Below are 26186 nucleotides of genomic sequence, written 5' to 3' on the forward strand. Positions count from 1 at the left end.
CCAACCGGGTAAACGCCCCCGCAGTTCTAACTCTTGATTAACGGTTGTGAGCAATGGGCAAGGAAAAATTTAGCCGTAACAAGCCGCACTGCAACATCGGCACTATTGGTCACGTTGACCATGGCAAGACGTCGTTGACAGCAGCGATCACGAAGGTTCTGGCGGAGACTGGCGGGGCGACGTTCTCTGCTTACGACCAGATCGACAAGGCGCCTGAAGAAAAGGCTCGCGGGATCACGATTTCGACGGCGCACGTCGAATACGAGACCGAAAAGCGTCACTATGCGCATGTCGACTGCCCCGGCCACGCTGACTATGTGAAGAACATGATCACCGGTGCGGCCCAGATGGACGGCGCGATCCTTGTTGTTTCGGCTGCCGACGGCCCGATGCCGCAGACCCGCGAGCACATCCTGCTTGCCCGTCAGGTTGGCGTGCCGGCGCTTGTGGTTTTTTTGAACAAGGTCGACCAGGTCGACGACGAAGAGCTGCTCGAGCTGGTCGAGCTTGAAGTTCGCGAACTTCTGAGCTCGTACGAATTCCCCGGTGACGACATTCCGATCACCAAGGGTTCGGCCCTGATGGCGCTTGAAGACAAGCGTCCGGAAATCGGTCACGACGCGGTTCTCGAGCTGATGAAGACCGTCGACGACTACATTCCGCAGCCCGAGCGTCCGAAGGACCAGCCGTTCCTGATGCCGGTCGAAGACGTCTTCTCGATCTCGGGTCGTGGCACGGTTGTGACCGGTCGCGTGGAGCGCGGCATCGTCAAGGTTGGCGAGGAAGTCGAGATCGTTGGCATCAAGCCGACGCTCAAGACGACCGTTACCGGCGTTGAAATGTTCCGCAAGCTGCTCGATTCGGGTGAAGCGGGCGACAACATCGGCGCTCTGATCCGTGGTATCGACCGTACGCAGGTCGAGCGTGGTCAGGTTCTGTGCAAGCCCGGTTCGGTGACCCCGCACACCAAGTTCGTTGCTGAAGCCTACATCCTGACCAAGGAAGAAGGTGGCCGTCATACGCCGTTCTTCACCAACTACCGCCCGCAGTTCTATTTCCGGACGACGGACGTGACCGGTGTGGTGACGCTGAACGAAGGCACCGAGATGGTGATGCCTGGCGACAATGTGGAAATGAACGTGGAACTGATCGTTCCGATCGCGATGGAAGAAAAGCTCCGCTTCGCCATCCGTGAAGGCGGCCGCACCGTCGGCGCCGGCGTCGTCTCCAAAATCGTCGCTTAAGCGCTTCGATTTTCATTGAATTTCAAGGGCGGCCCTCGGGTCGCCCTTTCTTTTTGCCTTGTGATTGCAACAGGCTCTTGCGCTGGAAAACCAACTCGACTAGACCATGGCACGGCACAGGGGTGTAGCTCAGTTGGTAGAGCATCGGTCTCCAAAACCGAGGGCCGTGGGTTCGAGTCCCTCCGCCCCTGCCAGTCCTTCTTTGCGGGAAAAGGTCGTCTGACGCCCATTGTACACTCGGTGTACCCGGCGCCCACGCCCAATGGACACGGTTTTCGCGCCTGTTCGCAGCGGCCAAAAAAGATGGTCGCAAGGTCTTGCCTTGAAGCGTTCCAGAGACTAAATAGGCCCTTCTTGGCCGTGCGATGCGACTCGCGCGGCAATTGCTTATGGACTTAAGCCCCAGATTTAACACCAGGTATCGAGCGGTATATGGCCCGGACTAATCCTTTTACGTTTTTTCAGCAGGTGCGTTCGGAGGTCGGCAAGGTTGTCTGGCCAACCCGGAACGAGACGCTGATCTCGACTGCGATGGTTCTGGTCATGGTGATCTTCGCGAGCCTGTTCTTTCTGGCCGCCGACCAGATCATCCAGTTCTTTGTCGGGTTAATACTGTCCATTCGCTAAAGCGAAGCGGCGGGATCAGGAGCGAAAAAAGCAGTATGGCCAAGCGTTGGTACATTGTTCAGGCGTATTCGAACTTCGAGCGCAAGGTTGCAGAAGACATCAGGCAGAAGGTTGTCTCCAACGGCCTCGAGCATCTTTTCGAGGACGTTCTGGTGCCGACCGAGAAGGTCACGGAAGTTCGTCGCGGCCGCAAGGTCGATGCCGAGCGCAAGTTTTTTCCCGGCTACGTGCTGGTCAAGATGGAACTGACTGACGAGACGTTCCATCTCATCAAGAATACCCCGAAGGTCACCGGGTTCCTCGGCGCGGACAACAAGCCGCAGCCGATTTCGGAACGCGAGGCGATGAGCATTCTCCAGCAGGTGCAGGAGGGCGTCGATCGTCCCAAGCCTTCGGTCTCTTTCGAGGTCGGCGAGAACGTTCGGGTTTCCGACGGTCCGTTCGCGAGCTTTTCGGGCGTCGTCGAGGAAGTCGACGAAGAGCGCGCGCGCCTCAAGGTGGAAGTTTCGATTTTCGGTCGGCCCACGCCGGTCGAGCTGGAATACGGTCAGGTCGAAAAGGTCTGATCGGTTACGCCCTGGCAACAGGGCGAATGATGTGTGGGAGAGGGCGATGGTTGCCATCCATCGGTCAAGCCTCGGACCACGCCGTCACCAAATGGCCGTTTTGGCGGTCTATTGAAAGGAACGCAGTATGGCAAAAAAGATTATCGGTTATATCAAGTTGCAGGTGCCTGCCGGCTCCGCGACTCCGTCGCCCCCGATCGGCCCGGCCCTCGGCCAGCGCGGTCTGAACATCATGGAATTCTGCAAGGCCTTCAATGCGGCCACGCAGGAGATGGAAAAGAACGCGCCGATCCCGGTCGTCATTACCGCTTTTGCGGACAAGAGCTTCACCTTCGAAATGAAGCTGCCCCCGGTCACCTACTTCATCAAGAAGGCGATCAATCTCAAGTCGGGCTCCAAGCGCCCGGGTCACGATAGCGCCGGCACCCTGTCCCAGGACCAGCTGCGCGATATCGCGGAAAAGAAGATGAAGGATCTCAACGCGGATACCGTTGAAGCCGCAATGAGCATGGTTGCCGGGTCCGCCCGCTCCATGGGCCTTCAGGTTGAGGGGTAATCGGACATGACCAAGATCGCAAAGCGCACAAAGCAGGTTCGTGACGGTATCGACCGCAAGAAGCTCTACGGCGTCGACGAGGCCATCAAGATGGTCAAGGAACGCGCCACGGCAAAGTTCGACGAGACCGTTGAAGTTGCGATGAACCTGGGCGTTGACCCGCGCCACGCCGACCAGATGGTCCGCGGCGTCGTCAACCTGCCCAACGGCACGGGCAAGACCGTTCGCGTCGCCGTGTTCGCCAAGGACGCCAAGGCCGAAGAGGCCAAGAAGGCCGGTGCGGATATCGTTGGCGCAGACGATCTGGCCGAGGAAATCCAGAAGGGCAACATCAATTTCGATCGCTGCATTGCGACCCCGGACATGATGCCGCTCGTTGGCCGCCTCGGCAAGATCCTGGGCCCGCGCAATTTGATGCCGAACCCCAAGGTCGGCACCGTGACCCCCGATGTCGCCGGAGCCGTCAAGGCTGCCAAGGGCGGCGCCGTGGAGTTCCGTGTCGAAAAGGCCGGTATCATTCACGCCGGTGTGGGCAAGGCTTCGTTCACCGAAGCTCAGCTCGTTGAAAACATCAAGGCGCTGACCGACGCCGTTTCCAAGGCAAAGCCTGCGGGCGCCAAGGGAACCTACGTCAAGCGCGTCGCCGTTTCCTCGACAATGGGCGCTGGCGTCCATGTCGATCCTTCGTCGGTCATCTAAGGCCGAAGAAGAAACCAGTTTCGGGCGGTTCCGGCCGCCCGAGATGCCCAAAAGGGACAAAATCCCTTTTGGGTAAAGTCCTGTCCGAGACTGTGTGGTGATGGCGGCTTGCCATCCTAATTGCCGGGGGCTCCCGGTGGCCACCAATAGATGGGGTGATGACCGGACGAGATTTTCGCAGAAATGCGCTCGTTTTGGTTTGAACCGAACCGGCTTTTGGGGTGCGCCCCTTGAACCGGTTTACAGGCACTGCACCGCTGTTCCGATATTGGGGCAGCTTATTGCAACGGGTTCGATCCATGTGGGATCGGGCCTAACTCGTGGAGAGTAGCAGTGGATAGAGCGGAAAAAGCTGAGGTCGTCTCCTCGCTCCAGCAGGCATTTGCCGGCTCGGGCGCGGTTGTCGTCGCTCACTATGCCGGTCTGTCGGTGTCTGACTTCGAAAAGCTGCGTGTGCAGATGAAGCAGGCCGGTGGACAGGTTAAGGTCGCAAAGAACCGCCTTGCCAAGCTCGCTCTTAAAGAAACCGAAACCGCGGATATCTCGGGCCTTCTTACTGGCCCGACGGTTCTTGCCTATTCGGAAGATCCCATCACGGCACCTCGTATTGCCAAGAAGTTCGCTGACACGAATTCCAAGTTCGTGATTCTCGGCGGCGCGATGGGCTCGACCGAACTCGATGCCGATGGCGTCAAGGCACTGGCCGATCTGCCTTCGCTGGACGAACTGCGCGCCAAGCTCGCCGGTCTGCTCACGCAGCCTGCAGCCCAGATCGCACGTCTGGCCAAGGAACCGGGCGCTTCTGTCGCTCGCGTTATCTCCGCTTATTCGGAAAAGGGCGCTGCATAAGGCGGCGCGACCATCCACGGTTCAAACTGAAACCAAAGTTGAAAAGAAAAGGCTGATCAAATGGCTGATCTTGCAAAGCTCGTAGACGATTTGTCTGCACTGACCGTCCTGGAAGCTTCCGAGCTCTCCAAGATGCTCGAAGAAAAGTGGGGCGTTTCCGCCGCCGCTCCGGTTGCCGTTGCTGCCGCTGGCGGCGCCGCACCTGCCGCCGCTGCTGAAGAGCAGACGGAATTTGACGTTGTTCTGACCGCCGCTGGCGACCAGAAGATCAACGTCATCAAGGAAGTCCGTGGCATCACCGGCCTCGGCCTGAAGGAAGCCAAGGACCTCGTCGAAGGCGCTCCCAAGGCTGTCAAGGAAGGTGTCAACAAGGCGGAAGCCGAAGACATCAAGGCAAAGCTCGAAGCAGCTGGCGCCAAGGTCGAACTCAAGTAGTTCAACCAGACTTTTCGGGATGGCCCGCGGGCCATCCCGTTTCCCGCCTCCTGCTTAGCGGAGCGCGGACGCCACCCGGGAATAACAGGGCAGGGCGGAAGTTGCGGAACAAGGCGGATATCGGGTCCAGGCCACAACGGGCCGGATGATGCCGCCAGACAAAGACATAACGTCATAAAGGGCACCTGTTCAAAGAACCGACGGCTGATTGTCGATTCTTTGAACAGCTGCCTCCGAGACATTCCAGAGCATTTTCGCGTTTCTTAGAACCGCTCCATGCTCATGATGTTGTTCACGCGTTGCCGAACCGCAAAAGTGCATTCCACTTTTGCTGGCAACGCTCAGACGAGAGGAAACGGGTACATGGCTACCACGTTCAACGGGCGCCGCAAGGTGCGCAAGTCCTTTGGGTCAATTCGTGAAGTCACGGAGATGCCGAACCTGATCGAGGTGCAAAAGGCATCTTACGATCAGTTCCTGATGGTCGATGAGCCCGAAGGCGGGCGGGGCGATGAAGGCCTCCAGTCGGTCTTCCGGTCGGTCTTCCCGATCACCGATTTTTCCAACACCGCGTCTCTCGAATTCGTTCGTTTCGAATTCGAGCAGCCCAAATATGACGTCGAGGAATGCCGCCAGCGCGACATGACCTTTGCCGCGCCGCTCAAGGTGACGCTGCGGCTGATCGTGTTCGAGGTCGACGAAGACACCGGCACCCGCTCGGTCAAGGACATCAAGGAGCAGGACGTCTATATGGGCGACATGCCCTTCATGACGTCGAACGGCACCTTCATCGTCAACGGCACCGAACGCGTCATCGTCTCCCAGATGCACCGTTCGCCTGGCGTGTTCTTCGATCACGACAAGGGCAAGACCCATTCGTCGGGCAAGCTTCTGTTTGCCGCGCGCATCATTCCCTATCGCGGGAGCTGGCTCGATATCGAATTCGACGCCAAGGACATCGTCTATGCGCGTATCGATCGCCGCCGCAAGATCCCGGTGACCTCGCTGCTCAAGGCCCTGGGCCTGGACGCGGAAGAGATCCTGGACACCTATTACGATATCCAGACCTACACCAAGAGTGAAAAGGGCTGGAACAAGCCATTCGACGCCGAGAAGATGAAGGGCACCAAGCCCGTTTACGATCTGATCGACGCCAAGACCGGCAACGTGGTTCACGAAGGTGGAGCTCGCCTGACGGCCCGTGCCGCCAAGAAGATCGTCGAATCCGGTGTGACCCATCTGCTGGCCACCAACGAAGATCTCTACGGCATGTACCTTGCCCGCGACATCGTTGACCTGTCCAACGGCGAAATCTTTGCCGAAGCCGGCGACGAGATCGACGAGAAGGTGCTGGAAACGCTGGTCGAGAAGGGCTTTGACGAGCTTCCGATCCTCGACATCGACCACATCAATGTCGGTGCCTATATCCGCAACACGCTGGCCGTGGACAAGAACGAAAGCCGCGAAGACGCGCTGTTCGACATCTACCGCGTGATGCGTCCGGGCGAGCCGCCCACCATCGACACCGCCGAAGCCATGTTCAACTCGCTGTTCTTTGACAGCGAGCGCTATGACCTTTCGGCGGTCGGCCGCGTGAAGATGAACATGCGTCTCGATCTCGATGCGCCCGACACCATGCGCGTTCTGCGCAAGGAAGACATCGTCGCTGTCGTTCGCACCCTGGTCGAACTGCGTGACGGCAAGGGCGATATCGACGACATCGACAACCTCGGCAACCGCCGTGTGCGTTCGGTCGGCGAATTGATGGAAAACCATTATCGTCTCGGCCTTCTGCGCATGGAGCGCGCCATCAAGGAGCGCATGAGCTCGGTCGAGATCGACACGGTGATGCCCCAGGATCTCATCAACGCCAAGCCGGCTGCGGCTGCGGTGCGCGAGTTCTTTGGTTCGTCCCAGCTTTCCCAGTTCATGGATCAGACCAACCCGCTTTCGGAAATTACCCACAAGCGCCGTCTTTCGGCGCTTGGGCCGGGCGGTCTGACACGCGAGCGCGCAGGCTTTGAAGTCCGCGACGTTCACGTGACCCATTATGGCCGTATCTGCCCGATCGAAACGCCGGAAGGTCCCAACATCGGCCTGATCAACTCGCTGGCCACCTTCGCGCGCGTCAACAAGTACGGGTTCATCGAAACCCCGTACCGCAAGGTCGTGGACGGCAAGGTGACTGACGAGGTCGTCTATCTCTCGGCCATGGAAGAAGCCAAGCACCACGTTGCGCAGGCCAACGCCACGCTGAGCGACAAGGGCGAGTTCATCAACGAACTGGTCGTGGCCCGTCACGCCGGTGAGCCCTCGCTCACCCCGCGTGAAATGGTCGACCTGATGGACGTTTCGCCCAAGCAGGTGGTCTCGGTTGCCGCTTCGCTGATTCCGTTCCTGGAAAACGACGACGCCAACCGCGCCCTGATGGGCTCGAACATGCAGCGCCAGGCCGTGCCGCTTCTGCGTGCGGAAGCCCCGTTCGTGGGCACGGGCATGGAAGCCGTCGTGGCTCGGGATTCGGGTGCCGCGATCGGTGCCCTGCGCACCGGTATCGTCGATCAGGTGGATGCGACCCGTATCGTTATCCGCGCGACCGAAGAAAACGATGCGTCCAAGTCGGGCGTCGACATCTATAACCTGATGAAGTTCCAGCGCTCGAACCAGTCGACCTGCATCAACCAGCGTCCGCTGGTGGTGGTTGGCGATCATGTTCAGGCCGGCGACATCATTGCCGATGGTCCTTCGACCGAACTGGGCGATCTGGCCCTGGGCCGCAACGTGCTCGTCGCGTTCATGCCCTGGAACGGCTACAACTTCGAAGATTCGATCCTGCTTTCCGAAAAGATCGTTCAGGACGACGTCTTCACCTCGATCCATATCGAGGAATATGAAGTGATGGCCCGCGACACCAAGCTCGGACCGGAAGAAATCACTCGCGATATTCCCAACGTTTCGGAAGAAGCGCTGAAAAATCTCGACGAGGCCGGTATCGTTCACATCGGTGCCGAAGTGCAGGCGGGCGATATTCTGGTGGGCAAGATCACGCCCAAGGGCGAAAGCCCGATGACGCCGGAAGAAAAGCTGCTGCGCGCCATTTTCGGTGAAAAGGCATCGGACGTCCGCGACACCTCGCTGCGCATCCCTCCCGGGGATGGCGGTATCGTTGTGGAAGTGCGCGTGTTCAACCGTCACGGCATCGACAAGGACGAACGTGCCATGGCGATCGAGCGTGAGGAAATCGAACGCCTCGCCAAGGACCGTGACGACGAACAGTCGATCCTCGACCGGAACGTCTATGCGCGTCTCAAAGAGATGCTGTTCGGCAAGGCCGCCACGACCGGGCCCAAGGGCTATGTCGCAGGCACCAAGCTCAACGACTCGATCTTTGATGCTCACGCACGGTCCAAGTGGTGGCAGTTTGCCGTCGATGACGACAAGCTGATGAGCGAGATCGAATCGCTCCAGGGCCAGTATGACGAGAGCCGTCGTCTGCTCGAGCAGCGGTTCATCGACAAGGTCGACAAGCTCCAGCGTGGCGACGAGCTTCCGCCAGGCGTGATGAAGATGGTCAAGGTGTTCGTCGCGACCAAGCGCAAGGTGCAGTCGGGCGACAAGATGGCCGGCCGTCACGGCAACAAGGGCGTTATCTCGCGCATCATGCCGGTCGAGGACATGCCGTTCCTCGAAGACGGTACGCATGTCGACATCGTGCTCAACCCCCTGGGCGTGCCGTCGCGCATGAATGTGGGGCAGATCCTCGAGACGCACCTTGGCTGGGCGGCTCGCGGCATGGGCCGCAAGATCGACGCCATGATGGACGCCTATCGTCAGTCCAAGGACGTCACGCCGCTCAAGAAGGAAATCTCGGTTCTCTACGAGGGCGACGACTATGTCGGCGATCTCGACGATGACGGCATCGTTCGTCTGGGCCAGCAGCTTTCCAAGGGCGTTTCCATTGCGACCCCGGTGTTCGACGGGGCCAAGGAAGCCGATATCGTCACCATGCTCGAAAGGGCAGGGCTCGACGGTTCGGGGCAATCGACGCTCTATGACGGCCGTACCGGTGAAGAGTTCGACCGCAAGGTGACAGTGGGCTACATCTACATGCTCAAGCTGCACCACCTTGTGGACGATAAGATCCACGCCCGTTCGATCGGTCCATACAGCCTGGTTACCCAGCAGCCGCTCGGTGGCAAGGCCCAGTTCGGCGGACAGCGGTTCGGCGAGATGGAGGTGTGGGCGCTCGAAGCTTACGGCGCTGCTTACACCTTGCAGGAAATGCTCACCGTCAAGTCGGACGACGTTGCCGGCCGCACCAAGGTTTACGAAGCCATTGTGCGTGGCGACGACACCTTCGAAGCGGGGATCCCCGAGAGCTTTAACGTTCTCGTCAAGGAAATCCGCTCGCTGGGCCTCAATGTCGAACTGACCGACATGGAAGCGGACAATGACGAGCCGGGTGGCGATCCCGAACTCGCACCTCCTGCGGACGCGGCGGAATAATCCGCCGCCTCCCATTGAACCGAATCTCAGCTCCGCTGCGATGCGCTGACACCCAGCCGCATCGCAGGGGGCACCAAGGAGACAAAAGATGAATCATCATCAGCACGTCATGGATCCGTTCAACTCGCAGGCGGCTGCGCCGACTTTCGATCAGATCAAGATCAATATCGCGAGCCCGGAAAAGATCCTGTCGTGGTCGTACGGCGAAATCAAAAAGCCCGAGACCATCAACTACCGTACGTTCAAGCCCGAGCGTGACGGCCTGTTCTGCGCGCGCATCTTTGGCCCGACCAAGGATTACGAATGCCTGTGCGGCAAGTACAAGCGCATGAAGTTCAAGGGCGTCATCTGCGAAAAGTGCGGCGTGGAAGTCACCCTTTCGCGCGTTCGCCGCGAGCGCATGGGCCATATCGAACTGGCTGCGCCGGTTGCCCATATCTGGTTCCTCAAGTCCCTGCCGAGCCGCATTTCGCAGCTGCTCGACATGACCTTGAAAGATGTCGAACGCATTCTCTATTTCGAGAACTACGTCGTCATCGAACCGGGCCTGACCCCGTTCAGCCAGCATCAGCTGGTGACGGAAGAAGAGTATCTCGACGCCCAGGACAATTACGGTCCTGACGCCTTCACCGCCATGATCGGCGCTGAAGCGGTGCGCGAAATGCTGGCCGCTCTCGACCTCGAAAAACTCGCCGCCGATCTGCGCGTCGAGATCGCCGAGGCGACCACCGAGCTCAAGCCGAAAAAGCTGGCCAAGCGCCTGAAGATCGTCGAGCAGTTCATCGTTTCAGGCAACAAGCCCGAATGGATGATCATGACGGTCATCCCGGTCATTCCGCCCGAATTGCGCCCGCTGGTTCCGCTCGATGGCGGCCGGTTCGCGACTTCGGATCTGAACGATCTCTATCGCCGCGTCATCAACCGTAACAACCGTCTCAAGCGCCTGATCGAACTGCGTGCTCCCGATATCATTATCCGGAACGAAAAACGCATGCTGCAGGAAGCTGTGGACGCGCTGTTCGACAACGGCCGCCGTGGCCGCACCATCACCGGTGCGAACAAGCGTCCGCTGAAGTCGCTGTCCGACATGCTCAAGGGCAAGCAGGGCCGGTTCCGCCAGAACCTGCTCGGCAAGCGCGTCGACTATTCGGGCCGTTCGGTTATCACCGTGGGTCCCGAACTCAAGCTGCACCAGTGCGGCCTGCCCAAGAAGATGGCGCTCGAACTTTTCAAGCCCTTCATCTATTCGCGTCTCGACGCGAAGGGCCTGTCTTCGACCGTCAAGCAGGCGAAAAAGCTGGTTGAAAAGGAAAAGCCCGAAGTCTGGGATATCCTTGACGAAGTGATCCGTGAGCACCCGGTTCTTCTCAACCGCGCGCCGACGCTTCACCGTCTGGGCATCCAGGCATTCGAGCCGATCCTGATCGAGGGCAAGGCCATCCAGCTTCACCCGCTGGTCTGTGCCGCGTTCAACGCCGACTTCGACGGCGATCAGATGGCCGTTCACGTGCCGCTGTCGCTCGAAGCCCAGCTTGAAGCGCGCGTGTTGATGATGTCGACCAACAACATCCTGCACCCGGCCAACGGCCAGCCGATCATCGTGCCGAGCCAGGATATCGTGCTGGGCCTGTACTATGTGTCGATCATGGCCGAGGGCGAGCCCGGTGAAGGCATGGCGTTCGCGTCGATGTCCGAACTCGAGCACGCGCTGGAGAACAAGTCGGTCACGCTGCACACCAAGATCAAGGGCCGGATCAAGGCTCATGATGCCGAGGGCAACATGACGACGTCGATCATCGAGACGACGCCGGGCCGCATGATGCTTGGGCAGATCCTGCCCAAGACCGTGCCGTTCGAGGTGGTCAACCAGCTCATGACCAAGAAGAACATCTCCAAGGTTATCGACACGGTTTACCGTGCCTGTGGCCAGAAGGAGACCGTGATCTTCTGTGACCGCGTCATGGACCTGGGCTTCAAGCAAGCCTGCCGCGCCGGCATTTCGTTCGGCAAGGACGACATGGTCATCCCCGACACCAAGGCCAAGATTGTGGGCGATACCCGCAAGCAGGTCGAGGAGTTCGAGCAGCAGTACAATGACGGCCTGATCACCCATGGTGAGAAGTACAACAAGGTCGTCGATGCCTGGGCCAAGTGTGGTGACAAGGTCGCCGAAGAGATGATGAAACGCATCTCGGCGCACGAAAAGGACGCCAACGGCCGCTCCAAGCAGATCAACTCGGTCTATATGATGAGCCACTCCGGCGCCCGTGGTTCGGTCGCCCAGATGAAGCAGCTCGCCGGCATGCGCGGCCTTATGGCCAAGCCGTCGGGCGAAATCATCGAAACGCCGGTGATCTCGAACTTCAAGGAAGGCCTGACCGTTCTCGAGTACTTCAACTCGACCCACGGTGCCCGTAAGGGTCTGGCCGACACCGCGCTCAAGACGGCAAACTCGGGTTACCTGACCCGCCGTCTCGTGGACGTCGCCCAGGATGCCATCATCACCGAGGACGATTGCGGCACCGAACGCGGCCTGACCATGGAACCGATCATCGATTCCGGTCAGGTGGTCGCTTCGCTCGGCCAGCGTATTCTGGGCCGTGTGGCAGCGGACGACATCATGGTTCCCGGCACCGACGAAGTTCTCGTCGCCAAGGGCACCCTGATGGACGAGGCCGATGTCGAACGGGTCGAAGCCGCCAAGGTTCAGTCGGTGCGCATCCGCTCGCCGCTGACCTGCGATGTTCGCCAGGGCACCTGTGCGACCTGCTATGGCCGTGACCTTGCTCGCGGGACGCCGGTCAACATGGGTGAGGCTGTCGGCGTTATCGCCGCCCAGTCGATCGGTGAACCGGGCACCCAGCTGACCATGCGTACGTTCCACATCGGTGGTACGGCGCAGGTGGTGGATAACTCGTATCTCGAGGCCGGTGCCGAAGGTAAGATCACGTTCCGCAACAAGAACATTGCGACCAACTCCGATGGCCACATCGTGGTCATGGGCCGCAACGTTTCGATCGTGATCGTCGATGGCGAAGGCAAGGAACGCTCGGTCCACAAGCTCGGCTATGGCTCACGCCTGCGGGTCAAGGAGGGCGATCAGGTCAAGCGTGGCCAGCGTCTGGCGGAATGGGATCCCTATACCCGTCCCGTTCTGACCGAAGTGGAAGGCGAAGTGATTTTCGAGGATCTGGTCGATGGGGCTTCGGTCTCCGAACAGACTGACGAAACCACGGGCTTTACCAAGCGTCTGGTCATCGACTGGCGGTCCAGCCAGCGCGGTGACGGCCTCAAGCCTGCCATCGCTGTCGGTGCGCAGGGCCAGGCCTTCAAGACCGAGCGTGGTTCGGATGCGCGGTACCTGATGAGCGTGGATGCGGTCATCGCCGTCGAGCCAGGGACACGCGTTGCCCAGGGTGACGTTCTGGCCCGTATTCCGCTCGAAAGCGCCAAGACCAAGGACATCACCGGCGGTCTGCCGCGTGTGGCCGAACTGTTCGAGGCTCGTCGTCCCAAGGATCACGCGATCATTGCCGAAGTCGACGGCACGATCCGCTTCGGACGCGACTACAAGAACAAGCGCCGCATCATCATCGAGCCGACCGACGAGACTCTCGAGCCTGTCGAGTATCTCATCCCGAAGGGCAAGCCTTTCCATCTTCAGGAAGGCGACCCGATCGAGAAGGGCGAATACATTCTGGACGGCAACCCGGCCCCCCACGACATCCTTGCGATCAAGGGCGTCGAGGAGCTGGCACGCTATCTCGTCAACGAGATCCAGGAGGTCTATCGCCTGCAGGGCGTGCTGATCAACGACAAGCACATCGAGGTGATCGTTCGCCAGATGCTGCAGAAGGTCGAGATCACCGAGCCCGGCGAATCCGGTCTGCTCAAGGAAGAGCAGCTTGACCGGATCGATCTGGACGAACTCAACGAGCAGCTCATTGCCGATGGCAAGAAGCCCGCAGTGGCCGTTCCGGTCCTGCTCGGCATCACCAAGGCATCGCTGCAGACCCGTTCGTTCGTGTCGGCCGCCTCGTTCCAGGAAACCACACGCGTCCTCACCGAGGCTGCGGTTTCAGGCAAGGCGGATCTGCTCGAAGGTCTCAAGGAAAACGTCATCGTTGGCCGTCTCATCCCGGCGGGCACGGGTGCGCGTATTTCCAACGTGCGCCAGATCGCGGCCAAGCGCGACGATCTCATTCTGGACGAGCGGCGCCGTCAGGCCGAAACGGTTGCCATTCCGGCACCCGAGGCGATGCCTGCCGCACCGGACTCGCCAGCCGAGTAATCGGCTTGCATCAAGATTTGAGAATGGGGGCTTCGGCCCCCATTTTTGTTGGCGCAGGCAGTCGCCGAAAGTTCACCCTGTCGTCATCGGAGATTTGCATGTCGGGGGCAGTTACCGGGGGTCGAACACCCAACCGGAGACTTCCGATGCGCATTCTTTGCGGGGCCACGCTTTCGCTGGCCATTCTTTCATTCGCTTTGCCGGCCCTTGCCCAGACTCCCGAGCAGCCTGTGCTTGTCGACCAGATTGTTCTTCCGACCGAACTGATGCTGGACGGGGTGCCGTTTGGCGGCATTTCCGGGCTCGATTACGACCCGGAAAACGACATCTTCTACGCCATCTCCGACGATCGGGCGCAGAATGGTCCGGCGCGCTTTTATACGATCGGGCTGACGCTGGATGGCAGCGAGATCACCGGGCTCGATATCGTCTCGACCCATGAGCTTCTCAATACCGAGGGACAGAGCTTTGCCGCCGGCGCCGTCGATCCCGAGAGCATTCGCTTTGCCGCGGACACCGGCACGATCTTGTGGACCAGCGAGGGCAATGCCGAGGGAGCGCCCGAGATCTACGAGGCCGATCTCGACGGCCATGTGGTGCGGACATTCGATGTGCCGGCCGCCTATATTCCCGATGCGGACGGGAAGGGCATCTATGGCAATCAGGCCTTTGAAAGCCTGAGCCTTTCATTCGATGGCGCGAGCATCCTGGTGGGCACCGAGAACGGGCTGATGCAGGACGGTGGCAAGGCAACGCTCGAAGCGGGCAGCCCGTCGCGCATCGCGGTCTTCGACCGGGACAGTGGAGACCTGACCGCCGAGTACATCTACCAGACCGACCCGATCCGTGTGCCTTCGACCGAGGAGCCAAATTACAATGACAATGGCCTTTCCGAGCTCCTGGCGCTCGACGAAGGCAGGATCATTGCGGTCGAGCGCACCTTCGCAAGCGGCTATGGCAATGAGATCGCCTTTTATGTTGCCACGTTCGACGGAGCCGACAACATCGCAGGTGTTGCGACGATCTCGGGCACCGATGTGGTCCCGATGGACAAGCAGCACTGGTTCACGATCGGTGAAGGGGATTTCGGCCTCGATATCGACAACATCGAATCCATCGCCTGGGGACCTCAGATCGAGGGGAATCGCACTGTATTGATCGCCTCGGACAACAACTTCAACCGCAACGGCCAGCTCACCCAGTTCGTGCTGTTGGCGGCGCCCGGACTCTGAGCCGGTTCGGGGGGGATTCGCGGGGAAGGGCCTTTGGAGGCCCTTTCCTTCGGACGGGGCGACACCGGACTTGAAAATCGGGTCGCTCCGGGCCATATCCGGTCCTGCGCTGGGCGCAGGGCAGGGGTTCGGGGGCCAATCGGGCTTTTTTCCCCGGAATGTCTTGACGATTCTGAATCAACCCAGTAATACCCGCCCTACCTAAGCGGTCGGTCGTGATCCGGCATCGAATGTGAAGCGCCCAATGCGACACATTCAAGCCGATCAAACACACTGTCGGGTAGTTAGACGCAACAAGTCCTGGGCGCATGATTGCTTCCGCAAGGAGGTGATCCTCTGCATTCATGGCGCCACCGGTTCTCTATCGAGACCGGGAGGGCGCTGCTCGCTTGTTATGTCGAACAGGTTTTTGTTTGTACGGATGAAAAGAGGGTTCGAGCGATATGCCGACCATTAATCAGCTGATCCGCAAGCCCCGGCAGGCCAAGCCGAAGCGGAACAAGGTTCCGGCGATGGAGGCCAACCCGCAGAAGCGCGGTGTTTGCACGCGTGTCTACACGACAACGCCAAAGAAGCCGAACTCGGCTCTGCGTCGTGTGGCCAAGGTGCGCCTGGTCAATCAGCGTGAAGTCATTACCTATATTCCCGGCGAGGGGCACAACCTCCAGGAGCACTCCGTCGTGCTGATCCGCGGCGGCCGTGTGCGCGACCTTCCGGGCGTGCGCTATCACGTGCTGCGCGGCGTTCTGGACACCCAGTCGGTGAAGGATCGCAAGCAGCGCCGTTCGAAGTACGGCGCCAAGCGGCCGAAATAAGGAGATCTGTGAGCAATGTCCCGTCGGCATAGTGCAGAAAAGCGCGAGATCAACCCTGATCCCAAGTTCGGTGATCTGGTTGTCTCCAAATTCATGAATTCGCTCATGAAGGACGGCAAGAAATCTGCCGCCGAGAGCATCGTTTATGGCGCGTTCGAGGTGATCGAAGAGCGGACCAAGCAGGACCCCATCCAGGTCTTTCACGGTGCTCTGGAAAACATCCGTCCCGCCGTTGAAGTCCGTTCGCGTCGCGTCGGTGGTGCCACCTATCAGGTGCCCGTCGAAGTGCGCACCGAGCGTCAGCAGGCCCTGGCCATTCGCTGGCTGATCGATGCCGCCCGCAAGCGTGGCGAGCAGACCATGGTCGGTCGCCTGTCGGGCGAGCTCATGGATGCCGTCAACGGACGCGGACAGGCCGTCAAGAAGCGTGAAGACACGCATCGTATGGCTGACGCCAACCGTGCATTCTCGCACTACCGCTGGTAAGGAGAGACAGGCATGGCCCGCGAATACAAACTCGAAGATTATCGCAATTTCGGCATCATGGCGCACATCGATGCCGGCAAGACCACCACGACCGAACGTATCCTGTTCTACACCGGCAAGAGCCACAAGATCGGTGAAGTTCATGACGGCGCTGCCACCATGGACTGGATGGAGCAGGAGCAGGAACGCGGTATCACCATCACTTCGGCCGCCACGACCACATTCTGGCAGGGCCGCGATGGCAAGAAGCGTCGCTTCAACATCATCGACACTCCGGGCCACGTTGACTTCACCATCGAAGTCGAGCGTTCGCTCCGCGTGCTCGACGGTGCCGTCGCGCTTCTCGATGCCAATGCCGGTGTCGAGCCGCAGACCGAAACCGTCTGGCGCCAGGCCGACAAGTACGCTGTTCCGCGTCTGATCTTTGTCAACAAGATGGACAAGATCGGTGCCGATTTCTACCGCTCGGTGGAAATGGTCGGTACCCGTCTGGGCGCCAAGGCCGTCGTTCTGCAGCTGCCGATCGGCGCTGAAAGCGAATTTGCCGGCGTCGTCGATCTGATCGAGATGAAGGCATATGTCTGGGACGGTGAAGAGCTCGGCGCCAAGTGGGATATCGTCGATATCCCGGCCGACCTCAAAGATCGTGCCGAAGAATATCGCGAGCAGATGATCGAAGCTGCCGTCGAACTCGACGAAGCTGCGATGGAAGCCTATCTAGAAGGCCAGATGCCCGACAACGACACCATCCGCAAGCTGCTCCGCAAGGGCATCATTGCCAATAACTTCTTTGGTGTTCTGTGTGGTTCGGCGTTCAAGAACAAGGGCGTGCAGCCGCTTCTTGATGCAGTGGTTGACTTCCTGCCGGCTCCCAACGACATCGAAGCCATCCGTGGTATCGACGCCAAGACCGAAGAGCCCATCGAGCGTCACGCTGACGATGATGAGCCCCTTTCGATGCTGGCGTTCAAGATCGCCAACGATCCCCACATGGGTTCGCTGACCTTCTGCCGCGTGTATTCGGGCAAGCTCGAAGCTGGTGCGCAGCTCCAGAACACGGTCAAGGACAAGCGCGAGCGCGTCGGCCGCATGTTCCAGATGCACTCCAACTCGCGTGAGCAGATCTCGGAAGCCTATGCCGGCGACATCGTCGCCATCGTGGGCCTCAAGGACACCACGACCGGTGATACGCTGTGTACGCCGCAGTCGCAGGTTATCCTTGAACGCATGATCTTCCCCGATCCGGTTATCGACATCGCTGTCGAGCCCAAGTCCAAGGCCGACCAGGAAAAGATGGGTCTCGCCCTGCAGCGCCTTGCTGCGGAAGATCCCTCGTTCCGCGTCAAGTCGGACGAAGAGTCGGGCCAGACGATCATTTCGGGCATGGGCGAGCTTCACCTCGACATTCTCGTCGATCGCATGAAGCGCGAATTCAAGGTCGAGGCCAATATCGGCCAGCCGCAGGTTGCGTATCGCGAAACGATCACGCGTGCTGCGGAAATCGACTACACCCACAAGAAGCAGTCGGGTGGTTCGGGCCAGTTCGCCCGCGTCAAGCTGACGATCGAACCCAATGAAACCGGTGCTGGTTTTGCTTTTGAAAGCAAGATCGTCGGTGGTTCGGTGCCCAAGGAATACATTCCGGGCGTTCAGAAGGGCCTGGAGTCGGTCATGGGTGCCGGTATCCTGGCAGGCTTCCCGATCGTGGACGTCAAGGCCACGCTGACCGATGGTGCCTACCACGACGTCGACTCCTCGGTGCTGGCGTTCGAAATCGCCGGTCGCGCAGCGTTCCGTGAAGGTCTCCAGAAGGCCGGTGCGAAGCTGCTCGAACCCATCATGAAGGTCGAAGTGACTACGCCGGAAGACTATATGGGCGACGTCATTGGCGATCTGAACTCGCGCCGTGGTCAGATCCAGGGCACGGAAAGCCGCGGTGTCGTGCAGGTGGTCAACGCCTTCGTGCCGCTGGCCAACATGTTCGGTTACGTGAACTCGCTGCGCTCGATGAGCCAGGGACGTGCACAGTACACCATGGTGTTCGATCACTACGAGCAGGTGCCCCAGGCGGTCGCCGACGAAGTTCAGGCGAAATACGCCTAGTTGGAAAACAATTAATCAGCGGCCCCGGGGCTGTCTGAAGATGGAGATATGTGATGGGCAAGGAAAAATTTAGCCGTAACAAGCCGCACTGCAACATCGGCACTATTGGTCACGTTGACCATGGCAAGACGTCGTTGACAGCAGCGATCACGAAGGTTCTGGCGGAGACTGGCGGGGCGACGTTCTCTGCTTACGACCAGATCGACAAGGCGCCTGAAGAAAAGGCTCGCGGGATCACGATTTCGACGGCGCACGTCGAATACGAGACCGAAAAGCGTCACTATGCGCATGTCGACTGCCCCGGCCACGCTGACTATGTGAAGAACATGATCACCGGTGCGGCCCAGATGGACGGCGCGATCCTTGTTGTTTCGGCTGCCGACGGCCCGATGCCGCAGACCCGCGAGCACATCCTGCTTGCCCGTCAGGTTGGCGTGCCGGCGCTTGTGGTTTTTTTGAACAAGGTCGACCAGGTCGACGACGAAGAGCTGCTCGAGCTGGTCGAGCTTGAAGTTCGCGAACTTCTGAGCTCGTACGAATTCCCCGGTGACGACATTCCGATCACCAAGGGTTCGGCCCTGATGGCGCTTGAAGACAAGCGTCCGGAAATCGGTCACGACGCGGTTCTCGAGCTGATGAAGACCGTCGACGACTACATTCCGCAGCCCGAGCGTCCGAAGGACCAGCCGTTCCTGATGCCGGTCGAAGACGTCTTCTCGATCTCGGGTCGTGGCACGGTTGTGACCGGTCGCGTGGAGCGCGGCATCGTCAAGGTTGGCGAGGAAGTCGAGATCGTTGGCATCAAGCCGACGCTCAAGACGACCGTTACCGGCGTTGAAATGTTCCGCAAGCTGCTCGATTCGGGTGAAGCGGGCGACAACATCGGCGCTCTGATCCGTGGTATCGACCGTACGCAGGTCGAGCGTGGTCAGGTTCTGTGCAAGCCCGGTTCGGTGACCCCGCACACCAAGTTCGTTGCTGAAGCCTACATCCTGACCAAGGAAGAAGGTGGCCGTCATACGCCGTTCTTCACCAACTACCGCCCGCAGTTCTATTTCCGGACGACGGACGTGACCGGTGTGGTGACGCTGAACGAAGGCACCGAGATGGTGATGCCTGGCGACAATGTGGAAATGAACGTGGAACTGATCGTTCCGATCGCGATGGAAGAAAAGCTCCGCTTCGCCATCCGTGAAGGCGGCCGCACCGTCGGCGCCGGCGTCGTCTCCAAAATCGTCGCTTAACGAGCCAATTGAGAGCGCGGTGCGCGAATGGCGCGCATCGCGGTCCTTTTTTCGGGATAGAACACAATGAACGGTCAGAATATTCGCATCCGGCTCAAGGCGTTCGACCATCGCGTGCTCGATAATTCGACCCGCGAGATCGTCAACACGGCCAAGCGCACAGGCGCGCAGGTTCGCGGACCCATTCCGCTGCCGACGCGAATTGACAAATACACCGTCAACCGGTCGCCCCACGTCGACAAGAAGAGCCGCGAGCAGTTCGAAATCCGGACTCACAAGCGTCTTCTGGACATCGTGGATCCGACCCCCCAGACGGTGGATGCACTGATGAAGCTCGATCTCGCCGCCGGTGTCGACGTCGAAATCAAGCTCTAGGCTTAAGCGTTTAGACGCGGTTTTCGCTTTAGTGGGTCCTCTTGGGAAACAATGACCCGGAAAGCCGCAAGATAAAGAGAAGGTAACAACCGATGCGTTCTGGATTGATCGCACAGAAGCTGGGAATGACCCGCATCTTCACCGATGACGGCGCTCATGTACCCGTTACCGTTCTGGCGCTGCAAGGCTGCCAGGTGGTGGGCCAGCGGACGCAGGACAAGGACGGCTATGTCGCGCTGCAACTCGGCGCAGGCTCGGTCAAGGTCAAGAATGTAAGCAAGGCCGAGCGCGGACATTACGCCGCTGCCAAGGTCGAGCCCAAGCGCAAGGTCGTCGAGTTCCGCGTGAGCGAAGACAACCTTATCGAAGTGGGTGCTGAACTTCAGGCGGACCACTTCATCGAAGGTCAGCTCGTGGACGTCACGGGCACTTCGATCGGTAAGGGCTTTGCCGGTGCCATGAAGCGTCACAATTTCGGTGGCCTGCGTGCATCGCACGGCGTGTCGGTCTCGCACCGCTCGCACGGTTCGACCGGTCAGAACCAGGACCCCGGCAAGGTGTTCAAGGGCAAGAAGATGGCTGGGCACATGGGTGCCGAGCGCGTCACCACCCAGAACGTCAAGGTCGTCAAGACCGATGTCGAGCGTGGCCTTATCATGGTTCAGGGTTCGGTTCCTGGCTCCAAGGGCGGCTGGATCCAGATCCGTGACGCCGTCAAGAAGCCGCGTCCGGAAGGTGTTGCGTTGCCTGGCTCGTTCAAGGCCGCAGCCAATGGGGAGAGTGCATAATGGAACTCCAGGTCACAACCCTTGAGGGTAAGTCGGCCGGCAAGGTCACTCTCGATGACGCCGTTTTCGGTCTCGAGCCCCGCGCCGACCTGATCCAGCGCATGGTGCGCTATCAGCTTCTGAAGCGCATGTCGGGTACGCACGACGTCAAAAATCGTGCCGAAGTGTCCCAGACAGGCAAGAAGTTCGGTCGCCAGAAGGGCGGCGGCGGTGCTCGTCACGGTTCGCGCCGTTCCAACATCTTCCGTGGTGGTGGTCGCGCATTCGGTCCGACTCCGCGCAGCCACGCGGTCGATCTGCCCAAGAAGGTCCGCGCGCTTGCTCTCAAGCACGCTCTTTCCGCCAAGGCAAAGGCCGGTGATCTCGTCATCATCGACCAGGCCACGGCCGAAGCGCCCAAGACCGCCGCACTTCGCGCGATCTTCGGCAAGCTCGGTTTTTCCAATGCGCTGATTATCGGCGGCACCGAACTGGACACCAATTTCGCGCTTGCCGCGCGGAACATTCCCCAGATCGACGTGCTTCCGGCGCAGGGCATCAACGTTTACGACATTCTGCGTCGTGAGAAGCTGGTCCTGACCAAGGACGCTCTTGCTGCGCTGGAGGGCCGGTTCCAATGAGCGCGCTCAAGCACTACGACATCATCCGCAATCCGGTCGTGACTGAAAAGTCCACCATGGCTTCGGAAAACGGTCAGGTCGTGTTCGATGTTGCCATCGACGCAACCAAGCCGGAAATCAAGGCCGCCGTCGAGGCGCTCTTTGAAGTCAAGGTCAAGGCTGTCAACACGATCGTCCGCAAGGGCAAGGTCAAGCGGTTCCGCAACATGCTTGGCACCCGCAAGGACGTCAAGAAGGCCGTCGTTACCCTCGTTGACGGTCAGACCATCGATATTTCGACCGGTCTGTAAGAAGGCGAGAAGGAAGAGTTCAAATGGCTTTGAAACAATACAATCCCACCTCGCCGGGCCGTCGCCAACTTGTCGGCATCAACCGGTCCGAGCTCTGGAAGGGCGGTCCGGTCAAGAAGCTGACCGAAGGTCTTTCCAAGTCGGGTGGCCGTAACAACAACGGTCGCGTCACTTCGTTTGCACGGGGCGGCGGACACAAGCGCAGCTATCGCATCGTCGATTTCAAGCGCACCAAGTTCGACGTCCAGGGCACCGTTGAGCGCCTTGAATACGATCCCAACCGGACCGCGTTCATTGCTCTGGTGACCTATGACGACGGTGAGCAGGCCTACATCCTGGCGCCGCAGCGTCTCGCTGCCGGTGACAAGGTGATCTCGTCGATGAACGCCGTGGACGTGAAGCCGGGCAACACCATGCCGCTCGAGCGCATGCCGGTCGGCACGATCGTTCACAATATCGAGCTCAAGCCAAAGAAGGGCGGCCAGATGGCCCGCTCGGCCGGCGCTTATGCTCAGTATGTGGGCCGCGATGCCGGCTGGGCGATCCTTCGCATGGGTTCTGGCGAACAGCGCCTGGTCCACGGCTCATGCCTTGCGACCGTCGGTTCTGTTTCCAACCCGGATCACTCGAACACCTCGATCGGCAAGGCCGGTCGCAATCGCTGGCTGGGCCGGCGTCCGAATGTTCGCGGTGTCGCGATGAACCCGGTCGATCACCCCCATGGTGGTGGTGAAGGCCGTACCTCGGGTGGCCGTAACCCGGTTACTCCGTGGGGCAAGCCGACCAAGGGCAAGCGCACCCGCACCAACAAGGCGACGGACAAGTTTATCGTTCGCTCGCGGCACCTCAAGAAGGGCAGGTAAGCCATGGCACGTTCCGTCTGGAAAGGCCCGTTTGTCGACGGGTATCTGCTGAAGAAGGCAGACAAGGTCCGGGAATCGGGCCGCAACGAAGTGATCAAGATCTGGAGCCGTCGCTCCACGATCCTGCCGCAGTTCGTTGGCCTCACCTTCGGCGTCTATAACGGTCAGAAGCACATCCCGGTGAATGTCTCCGAGGATATGATCGGCCACAAGTTCGGTGAGTTTTCGCCCACGCGCACCTATTACGGGCACGCGGCCGACAAGAAGGCGAAGAGGAAGTAACGATGGGCAAGGAAAAGCGTGAACGCGCGCTCAAGGACACAGAGGCGAAAGCCGTCCTTCGCATGGTGCGCACGAGCCCCCAGAAGCTCAATCTGGTTGCCGCACAGATCCGTGGCAAGAAGGTCGAGAAGGCTCTGGCCGAACTCGAATTCTCGCGCAAGCGGATTTCGCTTTCGGTCAAGAAGACCCTCGAGAGCGCCATTGCGAACGCCGAAAACAACCATGGTCTGGATACGGACTCCCTGGTGGTCTCGGAAGCCTTCGTTGGCAAGGCTCTGGTGATGAAGCGGTTTCATGCACGTGCCCGCGGTCGCGGCGCTCGCATCGAAAAGCCGTTCTCGCATCTGACCATCGTTGTCCGTGAAGTCGAGGAGGCCGTCTGATGGGCCAGAAAGTTAATCCGATCGGGCTTCGCCTCGGCATCAACCGCACCTGGGACTCCCGTTGGTACGCCAACAAGGGCGAATATGGTTCGCTCCTGCAGGAAGATCTCAAGATCCGCGAGATGCTCGAGAAAGAGCTCAAGCAGGCCGCTGTTTCCAAGATCGTCATCGAGCGCCCGCACCGCAAGTGCCGCATTTCGATCCACTCGGCTCGCCCGGGTATCGTGATCGGCAAGAAGGGTGCGGACATCGAGAAGATCCGCAACAAGGTCAAGAAGTTCACCAATTCGGAAGTGCACATCAACATCGTTGAAGTGCGCAAGCCGGAAACCGACGCAACGCTGGTTGCACAGGGCATTGCCCAGCAGCTCGAACGCCGCGTGGCGTTCCGCCGGGCCATGAAGCGTGCCGTTCAGACGGCAATGCGCATGGGCGCCCAGGGCATCCGCGTCAACGTTGGTGGCCGTCTTGGCGGCGCCGATATCGCCCGGACCGAATGGTACCGTGAAGGCCGCGTGCCGCTTCACACCCTTCGTGCCGACGTCGACTATGGTGTTGCCGAAGCCGCGACCACCTATGGCATCATCGGTATCAAGGTCTGGATCTTCAAAGGCGAGATCATGGAACACGATCCGATGGCTCACGAGCGCCGCGCCACCGAAGGTGGTGACTCCGGCGGGCAGGGCCGCCGCGGTCCGGCTGCAAGCTGATAGGACTATAAAAAATGCTGCAACCGAAACGTACAAAGTTCCGCAAGGCCCACAAGGGCCGGATCCACGGCGCCGCCAAAGGCGGCACCGATCTGAATTTTGGCGAATATGGCTTGAAGGCTCAGGAACCTGAGCGTATAACCGCCCGCCAGATCGAGGCCGCACGCCGCGCGATGACTCGCTACATGAAGCGTGCCGGTCGTGTGTGGATCCGGGTTTTCCCGGATGTGCCCGTGTCGTCCAAGCCGACCGAAGTCCGTATGGGTAAAGGTAAGGGTGCTCCCGAATATTGGGCAGCCCGCGTCAAGCCCGGCCGGATCATGTTCGAAGTTGACGGCGTAAGTGAAGAGATTGCGCGTGAAGCTCTGCGTCTGGCGGCCATGAAGTTGCCGATCAAGACGCGGTTCGTCAGCCGCATTGCAGATTAAGGACGTACAGCGATGGCAAAGCCGAGCGACGTTAGGGCAAAGACGGTCGACGAACTCAAGGACGAGCTCGTCAATCTGAAGAAAGAGCAGTTCAACCTGCGTTTCCAGCGCGCCACCCAGCAGCTGGAAAACACTTCTCAGGTGCGCAAGGTCCGCCGCGATATCGCGCGCGTCCAGACCGTGCTTGCTGAGAAGTCAGCAGAAGCCAAGTAAGGAGCCAAGATGCCCAAGCGTATCCTGCAGGGGACAGTGGTCTCCGATACGAACGAAAAGACGGTTGTGGTGAGCGTCGAACGCCGCTTTACACACCCGATCATGAAAAAGACCGTGCGCCGGTCCAAGAAGTATCACGCACACGACGAGGCCAATGCGGCCAAGATCGGTGATGTGGTGCAGATCCAGGAATGTGCGCCGATCTCCAAGAACAAGCGTTGGACGCTCGTTAACCCGGCGTAACGCAAGAGCTCATAAAGAGGTCTAGTGCCGTGCCGGATACCGGACGCGGACCAGTAATTAAAGAAGGCAACCAGTCATGATTCAGATGCAGACGAACCTCGACGTCGCCGATAATTCGGGCGCTCGTCGTGTTATGTGCATCAAGGTGCTGGGCGGTTCGCATCGCAAGTATGCGTCTGTTGGCGACATCATCGTTGTGTCGGTCAAGGACGCCATCCCGCGCGGCCGCGTCAAGAAGGGCCAGGTTATGAAGGCTGTGGTGGTTCGCACCGCTTCCGACATCCGTCGCCCGGACGGCACCGTGATCCGCTTCGACCGCAATGCGGCGGTGATCATCAACAACAACAAGGAACCGATCGGCACCCGTATCTTTGGCCCGGTTCCTCGTGAGCTGCGCGCGAAAAGCCACATGAAGATCATTTCGCTCGCGCCGGAGGTGCTGTAATGGCTGCCAAGATCAAAAAGGGTGACAAGGTCATCGTGCTGACTGGCAAGGACAAGGGCAAGACGGGGCAGGTGCTTCAGGTCATGCCGTCCGACACGAAGGCCCTGGTTTCCGGGATCAACCTGGTGCGTCGTCACCAGAAGCAGACCCAGAGCCAGGATGCGGGCATCATCACCAAGGAAGCCCCCATTCACCTGAGCAATATCGCTCTGGTCGATGCCAAGGACAACAAGCCGACCCGCGTCGGCTTCAAGATCGAAGACGGCGTCAAGAAGCGCGTCGCAAAGCGTTCTGGAGAAGTGATCGATGGCTGAGACATACATTCCGCGCCTGCGCACACATTATGAAGATGTGGTGCGTGCCGGTCTCACCGAGACCTTCAACTACGTCAACCCGATGCAGGTTCCCAAGCTTGAGAAGGTCGTTCTCAACATGGGTGTCGGCGAAGCGGTTGCCGACTCCAAGAAGGTGAAGGCTGCTCTGGCCGATCTCGAAAAGATCGCCGGCCAGAAGCCTGTCGTCACCTATGCGCGCAAGTCGATCGCCGGCTTCAAGGTCCGCGAAGGCATGCCGCTCGGCGTCAAGGTCACGCTGCGTCGTGCCCAGATGTATGAATTCATCGACCGCCTGGTCAACGTCGCGCTGCCGCGCGTCCGCGACTTCCGCGGCCTGAACCCGAAGAGCTTCGATGGCCGCGGCAACTACGCCATGGGCATCAAGGAACATATCGTGTTCCCCGAGATCAACTATGACCAGATCGACCAGGTCTGGGGCATGGACGTGATCGTCTGCACCACGGCAAAGACCGACGACGAAGCGCGTGCGCTTCTCAAGGCTTTCAATTTCCCGTTCCGCCAGTAAGCGGATAACTGGAAAAGAGACGAAAGAGAGAC

28 protein-coding genes and 1 tRNA gene are annotated in these 26186 nt (G+C 59.7%); all 29 read left to right on the top strand.

The features are described from left to right. The first annotated feature begins 53 nt into the window (after positions 1-53). A complete protein-coding gene (gene tuf / locus OF122_RS09245; protein WP_264227481.1) occupies positions 54-1244 on the top strand; it encodes an elongation factor Tu in 1191 nt (396 codons plus the stop codon). A gap of 118 nt (positions 1245-1362) precedes the next feature. Further along, positions 1363-1438 (top strand) — tRNA-Trp (locus OF122_RS09250). A gap of 238 nt (positions 1439-1676) precedes the next feature. Next, positions 1677-1871, top strand: coding sequence for a preprotein translocase subunit SecE (gene secE, locus OF122_RS09255; RefSeq protein WP_014130852.1), 195 nt, complete (start codon positions 1677-1679; stop codon positions 1869-1871). A gap of 35 nt (positions 1872-1906) precedes the next feature. Continuing rightward, positions 1907-2437 (top strand): transcription termination/antitermination protein NusG, encoded by a 531-nt coding sequence (gene nusG, locus OF122_RS09260; protein WP_264227482.1) that lies wholly within the window; start codon positions 1907-1909, stop codon positions 2435-2437. Positions 2438-2564: 127 nt separating this feature from the next. Next, on the top strand, positions 2565-2993 hold the full coding sequence (rplK, locus tag OF122_RS09265; protein ID WP_264227483.1) for a 50S ribosomal protein L11: 429 nt from the start codon (positions 2565-2567) through the stop codon (positions 2991-2993). Between the two features lie 6 nt (positions 2994-2999). Then, entirely contained in the window at positions 3000-3692 is a 693-nt protein-coding gene (gene rplA, locus OF122_RS09270) for a 50S ribosomal protein L1 (protein WP_264227484.1), read from the top strand. Between the two features lie 333 nt (positions 3693-4025). After that, the gene (gene rplJ, locus OF122_RS09275; protein ID WP_264227485.1) at positions 4026-4541 is read left to right on the top strand and encodes a 50S ribosomal protein L10; all 516 of its coding nucleotides are present in this window, start codon (positions 4026-4028) and stop codon (positions 4539-4541) included. Between the two features lie 60 nt (positions 4542-4601). Continuing rightward, entirely contained in the window at positions 4602-4976 is a 375-nt protein-coding gene (gene rplL / locus OF122_RS09280; RefSeq protein ID WP_264227486.1) for a 50S ribosomal protein L7/L12, read from the top strand. A gap of 363 nt (positions 4977-5339) precedes the next feature. Then, entirely contained in the window at positions 5340-9482 is a 4143-nt protein-coding gene (rpoB, locus tag OF122_RS09285) for a DNA-directed RNA polymerase subunit beta (RefSeq protein WP_264227487.1), read from the top strand. 88 nt (positions 9483-9570) lie between these two features. Then, positions 9571-13773 (top strand): DNA-directed RNA polymerase subunit beta', encoded by a 4203-nt coding sequence (gene rpoC / locus OF122_RS09290; RefSeq protein ID WP_264227488.1) that lies wholly within the window; start codon positions 9571-9573, stop codon positions 13771-13773. A gap of 146 nt (positions 13774-13919) precedes the next feature. Continuing rightward, complete coding sequence (locus OF122_RS09295; protein WP_264227489.1) at positions 13920-15005, top strand: esterase-like activity of phytase family protein; 1086 nt, start codon at positions 13920-13922, stop codon at positions 15003-15005. A gap of 443 nt (positions 15006-15448) precedes the next feature. Further along, positions 15449-15820: a 30S ribosomal protein S12 gene (rpsL, locus tag OF122_RS09300; RefSeq protein ID WP_041528652.1), complete on the top strand. Its 372-nt coding sequence runs from the start codon at positions 15449-15451 to the stop codon at positions 15818-15820. A 15-nt stretch (positions 15821-15835) separates the two neighbouring features. Continuing rightward, on the top strand, positions 15836-16306 hold the full coding sequence (gene rpsG / locus OF122_RS09305) for a 30S ribosomal protein S7 (RefSeq protein WP_264227490.1): 471 nt from the start codon (positions 15836-15838) through the stop codon (positions 16304-16306). A 12-nt stretch (positions 16307-16318) separates the two neighbouring features. Then, a complete protein-coding gene (gene fusA / locus OF122_RS09310) occupies positions 16319-18409 on the top strand; it encodes an elongation factor G (protein ID WP_264227491.1) in 2091 nt (696 codons plus the stop codon). Positions 18410-18462: 53 nt separating this feature from the next. Beyond that, a complete protein-coding gene (gene tuf / locus OF122_RS09315) occupies positions 18463-19653 on the top strand; it encodes an elongation factor Tu (RefSeq protein ID WP_264227481.1) in 1191 nt (396 codons plus the stop codon). Positions 19654-19719: 66 nt separating this feature from the next. After that, the gene (rpsJ, locus tag OF122_RS09320; protein WP_014130837.1) at positions 19720-20028 is read left to right on the top strand and encodes a 30S ribosomal protein S10; all 309 of its coding nucleotides are present in this window, start codon (positions 19720-19722) and stop codon (positions 20026-20028) included. A gap of 92 nt (positions 20029-20120) precedes the next feature. Next, positions 20121-20816, top strand: coding sequence for a 50S ribosomal protein L3 (gene rplC / locus OF122_RS09325; RefSeq protein WP_014130836.1), 696 nt, complete (start codon positions 20121-20123; stop codon positions 20814-20816). Then, positions 20816-21436, top strand: a complete 621-nt coding sequence (rplD, locus tag OF122_RS09330) for a 50S ribosomal protein L4 (protein ID WP_264227492.1) — start codon at positions 20816-20818, stop codon at positions 21434-21436. The genes rplC and rplD overlap by 1 nt, the downstream gene beginning before the upstream one ends. After that, positions 21433-21726, top strand: a complete 294-nt coding sequence (locus OF122_RS09335) for a 50S ribosomal protein L23 (protein ID WP_264227493.1) — start codon at positions 21433-21435, stop codon at positions 21724-21726. The genes rplD and OF122_RS09335 overlap by 4 nt, the downstream gene beginning before the upstream one ends. Positions 21727-21749: 23 nt before the next feature. Beyond that, positions 21750-22589, top strand: coding sequence for a 50S ribosomal protein L2 (gene rplB, locus OF122_RS09340; protein ID WP_264227494.1), 840 nt, complete (start codon positions 21750-21752; stop codon positions 22587-22589). A gap of 3 nt (positions 22590-22592) precedes the next feature. Continuing rightward, complete coding sequence (rpsS, locus tag OF122_RS09345; protein WP_014130832.1) at positions 22593-22871, top strand: 30S ribosomal protein S19; 279 nt, start codon at positions 22593-22595, stop codon at positions 22869-22871. Positions 22872-22873: 2 nt separating this feature from the next. Beyond that, a complete protein-coding gene (gene rplV / locus OF122_RS09350) occupies positions 22874-23254 on the top strand; it encodes a 50S ribosomal protein L22 (protein WP_264227495.1) in 381 nt (126 codons plus the stop codon). Beyond that, positions 23254-23964: a 30S ribosomal protein S3 gene (rpsC, locus tag OF122_RS09355; RefSeq protein WP_264227496.1), complete on the top strand. Its 711-nt coding sequence runs from the start codon at positions 23254-23256 to the stop codon at positions 23962-23964. The genes rplV and rpsC overlap by 1 nt, the downstream gene beginning before the upstream one ends. A gap of 14 nt (positions 23965-23978) precedes the next feature. Beyond that, positions 23979-24392, top strand: coding sequence for a 50S ribosomal protein L16 (rplP, locus tag OF122_RS09360; protein WP_264227497.1), 414 nt, complete (start codon positions 23979-23981; stop codon positions 24390-24392). A gap of 12 nt (positions 24393-24404) precedes the next feature. Next, positions 24405-24605: a 50S ribosomal protein L29 gene (gene rpmC, locus OF122_RS09365; protein ID WP_264227498.1), complete on the top strand. Its 201-nt coding sequence runs from the start codon at positions 24405-24407 to the stop codon at positions 24603-24605. A gap of 9 nt (positions 24606-24614) precedes the next feature. Continuing rightward, positions 24615-24848, top strand: a complete 234-nt coding sequence (gene rpsQ / locus OF122_RS09370) for a 30S ribosomal protein S17 (RefSeq protein ID WP_264227499.1) — start codon at positions 24615-24617, stop codon at positions 24846-24848. A 76-nt stretch (positions 24849-24924) separates the two neighbouring features. Next, entirely contained in the window at positions 24925-25293 is a 369-nt protein-coding gene (rplN, locus tag OF122_RS09375; protein ID WP_014130826.1) for a 50S ribosomal protein L14, read from the top strand. Continuing rightward, positions 25293-25607, top strand: coding sequence for a 50S ribosomal protein L24 (rplX, locus tag OF122_RS09380; protein ID WP_264227500.1), 315 nt, complete (start codon positions 25293-25295; stop codon positions 25605-25607). The genes rplN and rplX overlap by 1 nt, the downstream gene beginning before the upstream one ends. Then, positions 25600-26154, top strand: coding sequence for a 50S ribosomal protein L5 (gene rplE, locus OF122_RS09385; RefSeq protein ID WP_264227501.1), 555 nt, complete (start codon positions 25600-25602; stop codon positions 26152-26154). The genes rplX and rplE overlap by 8 nt, the downstream gene beginning before the upstream one ends. Positions 26155-26186 lie beyond the last annotated feature (32 nt).

Source organism: Pelagibacterium flavum (assembly GCF_025854335.1).
In the GTDB taxonomy this organism is placed as follows: domain Bacteria; phylum Pseudomonadota; class Alphaproteobacteria; order Rhizobiales; family Devosiaceae; genus Pelagibacterium; species Pelagibacterium flavum.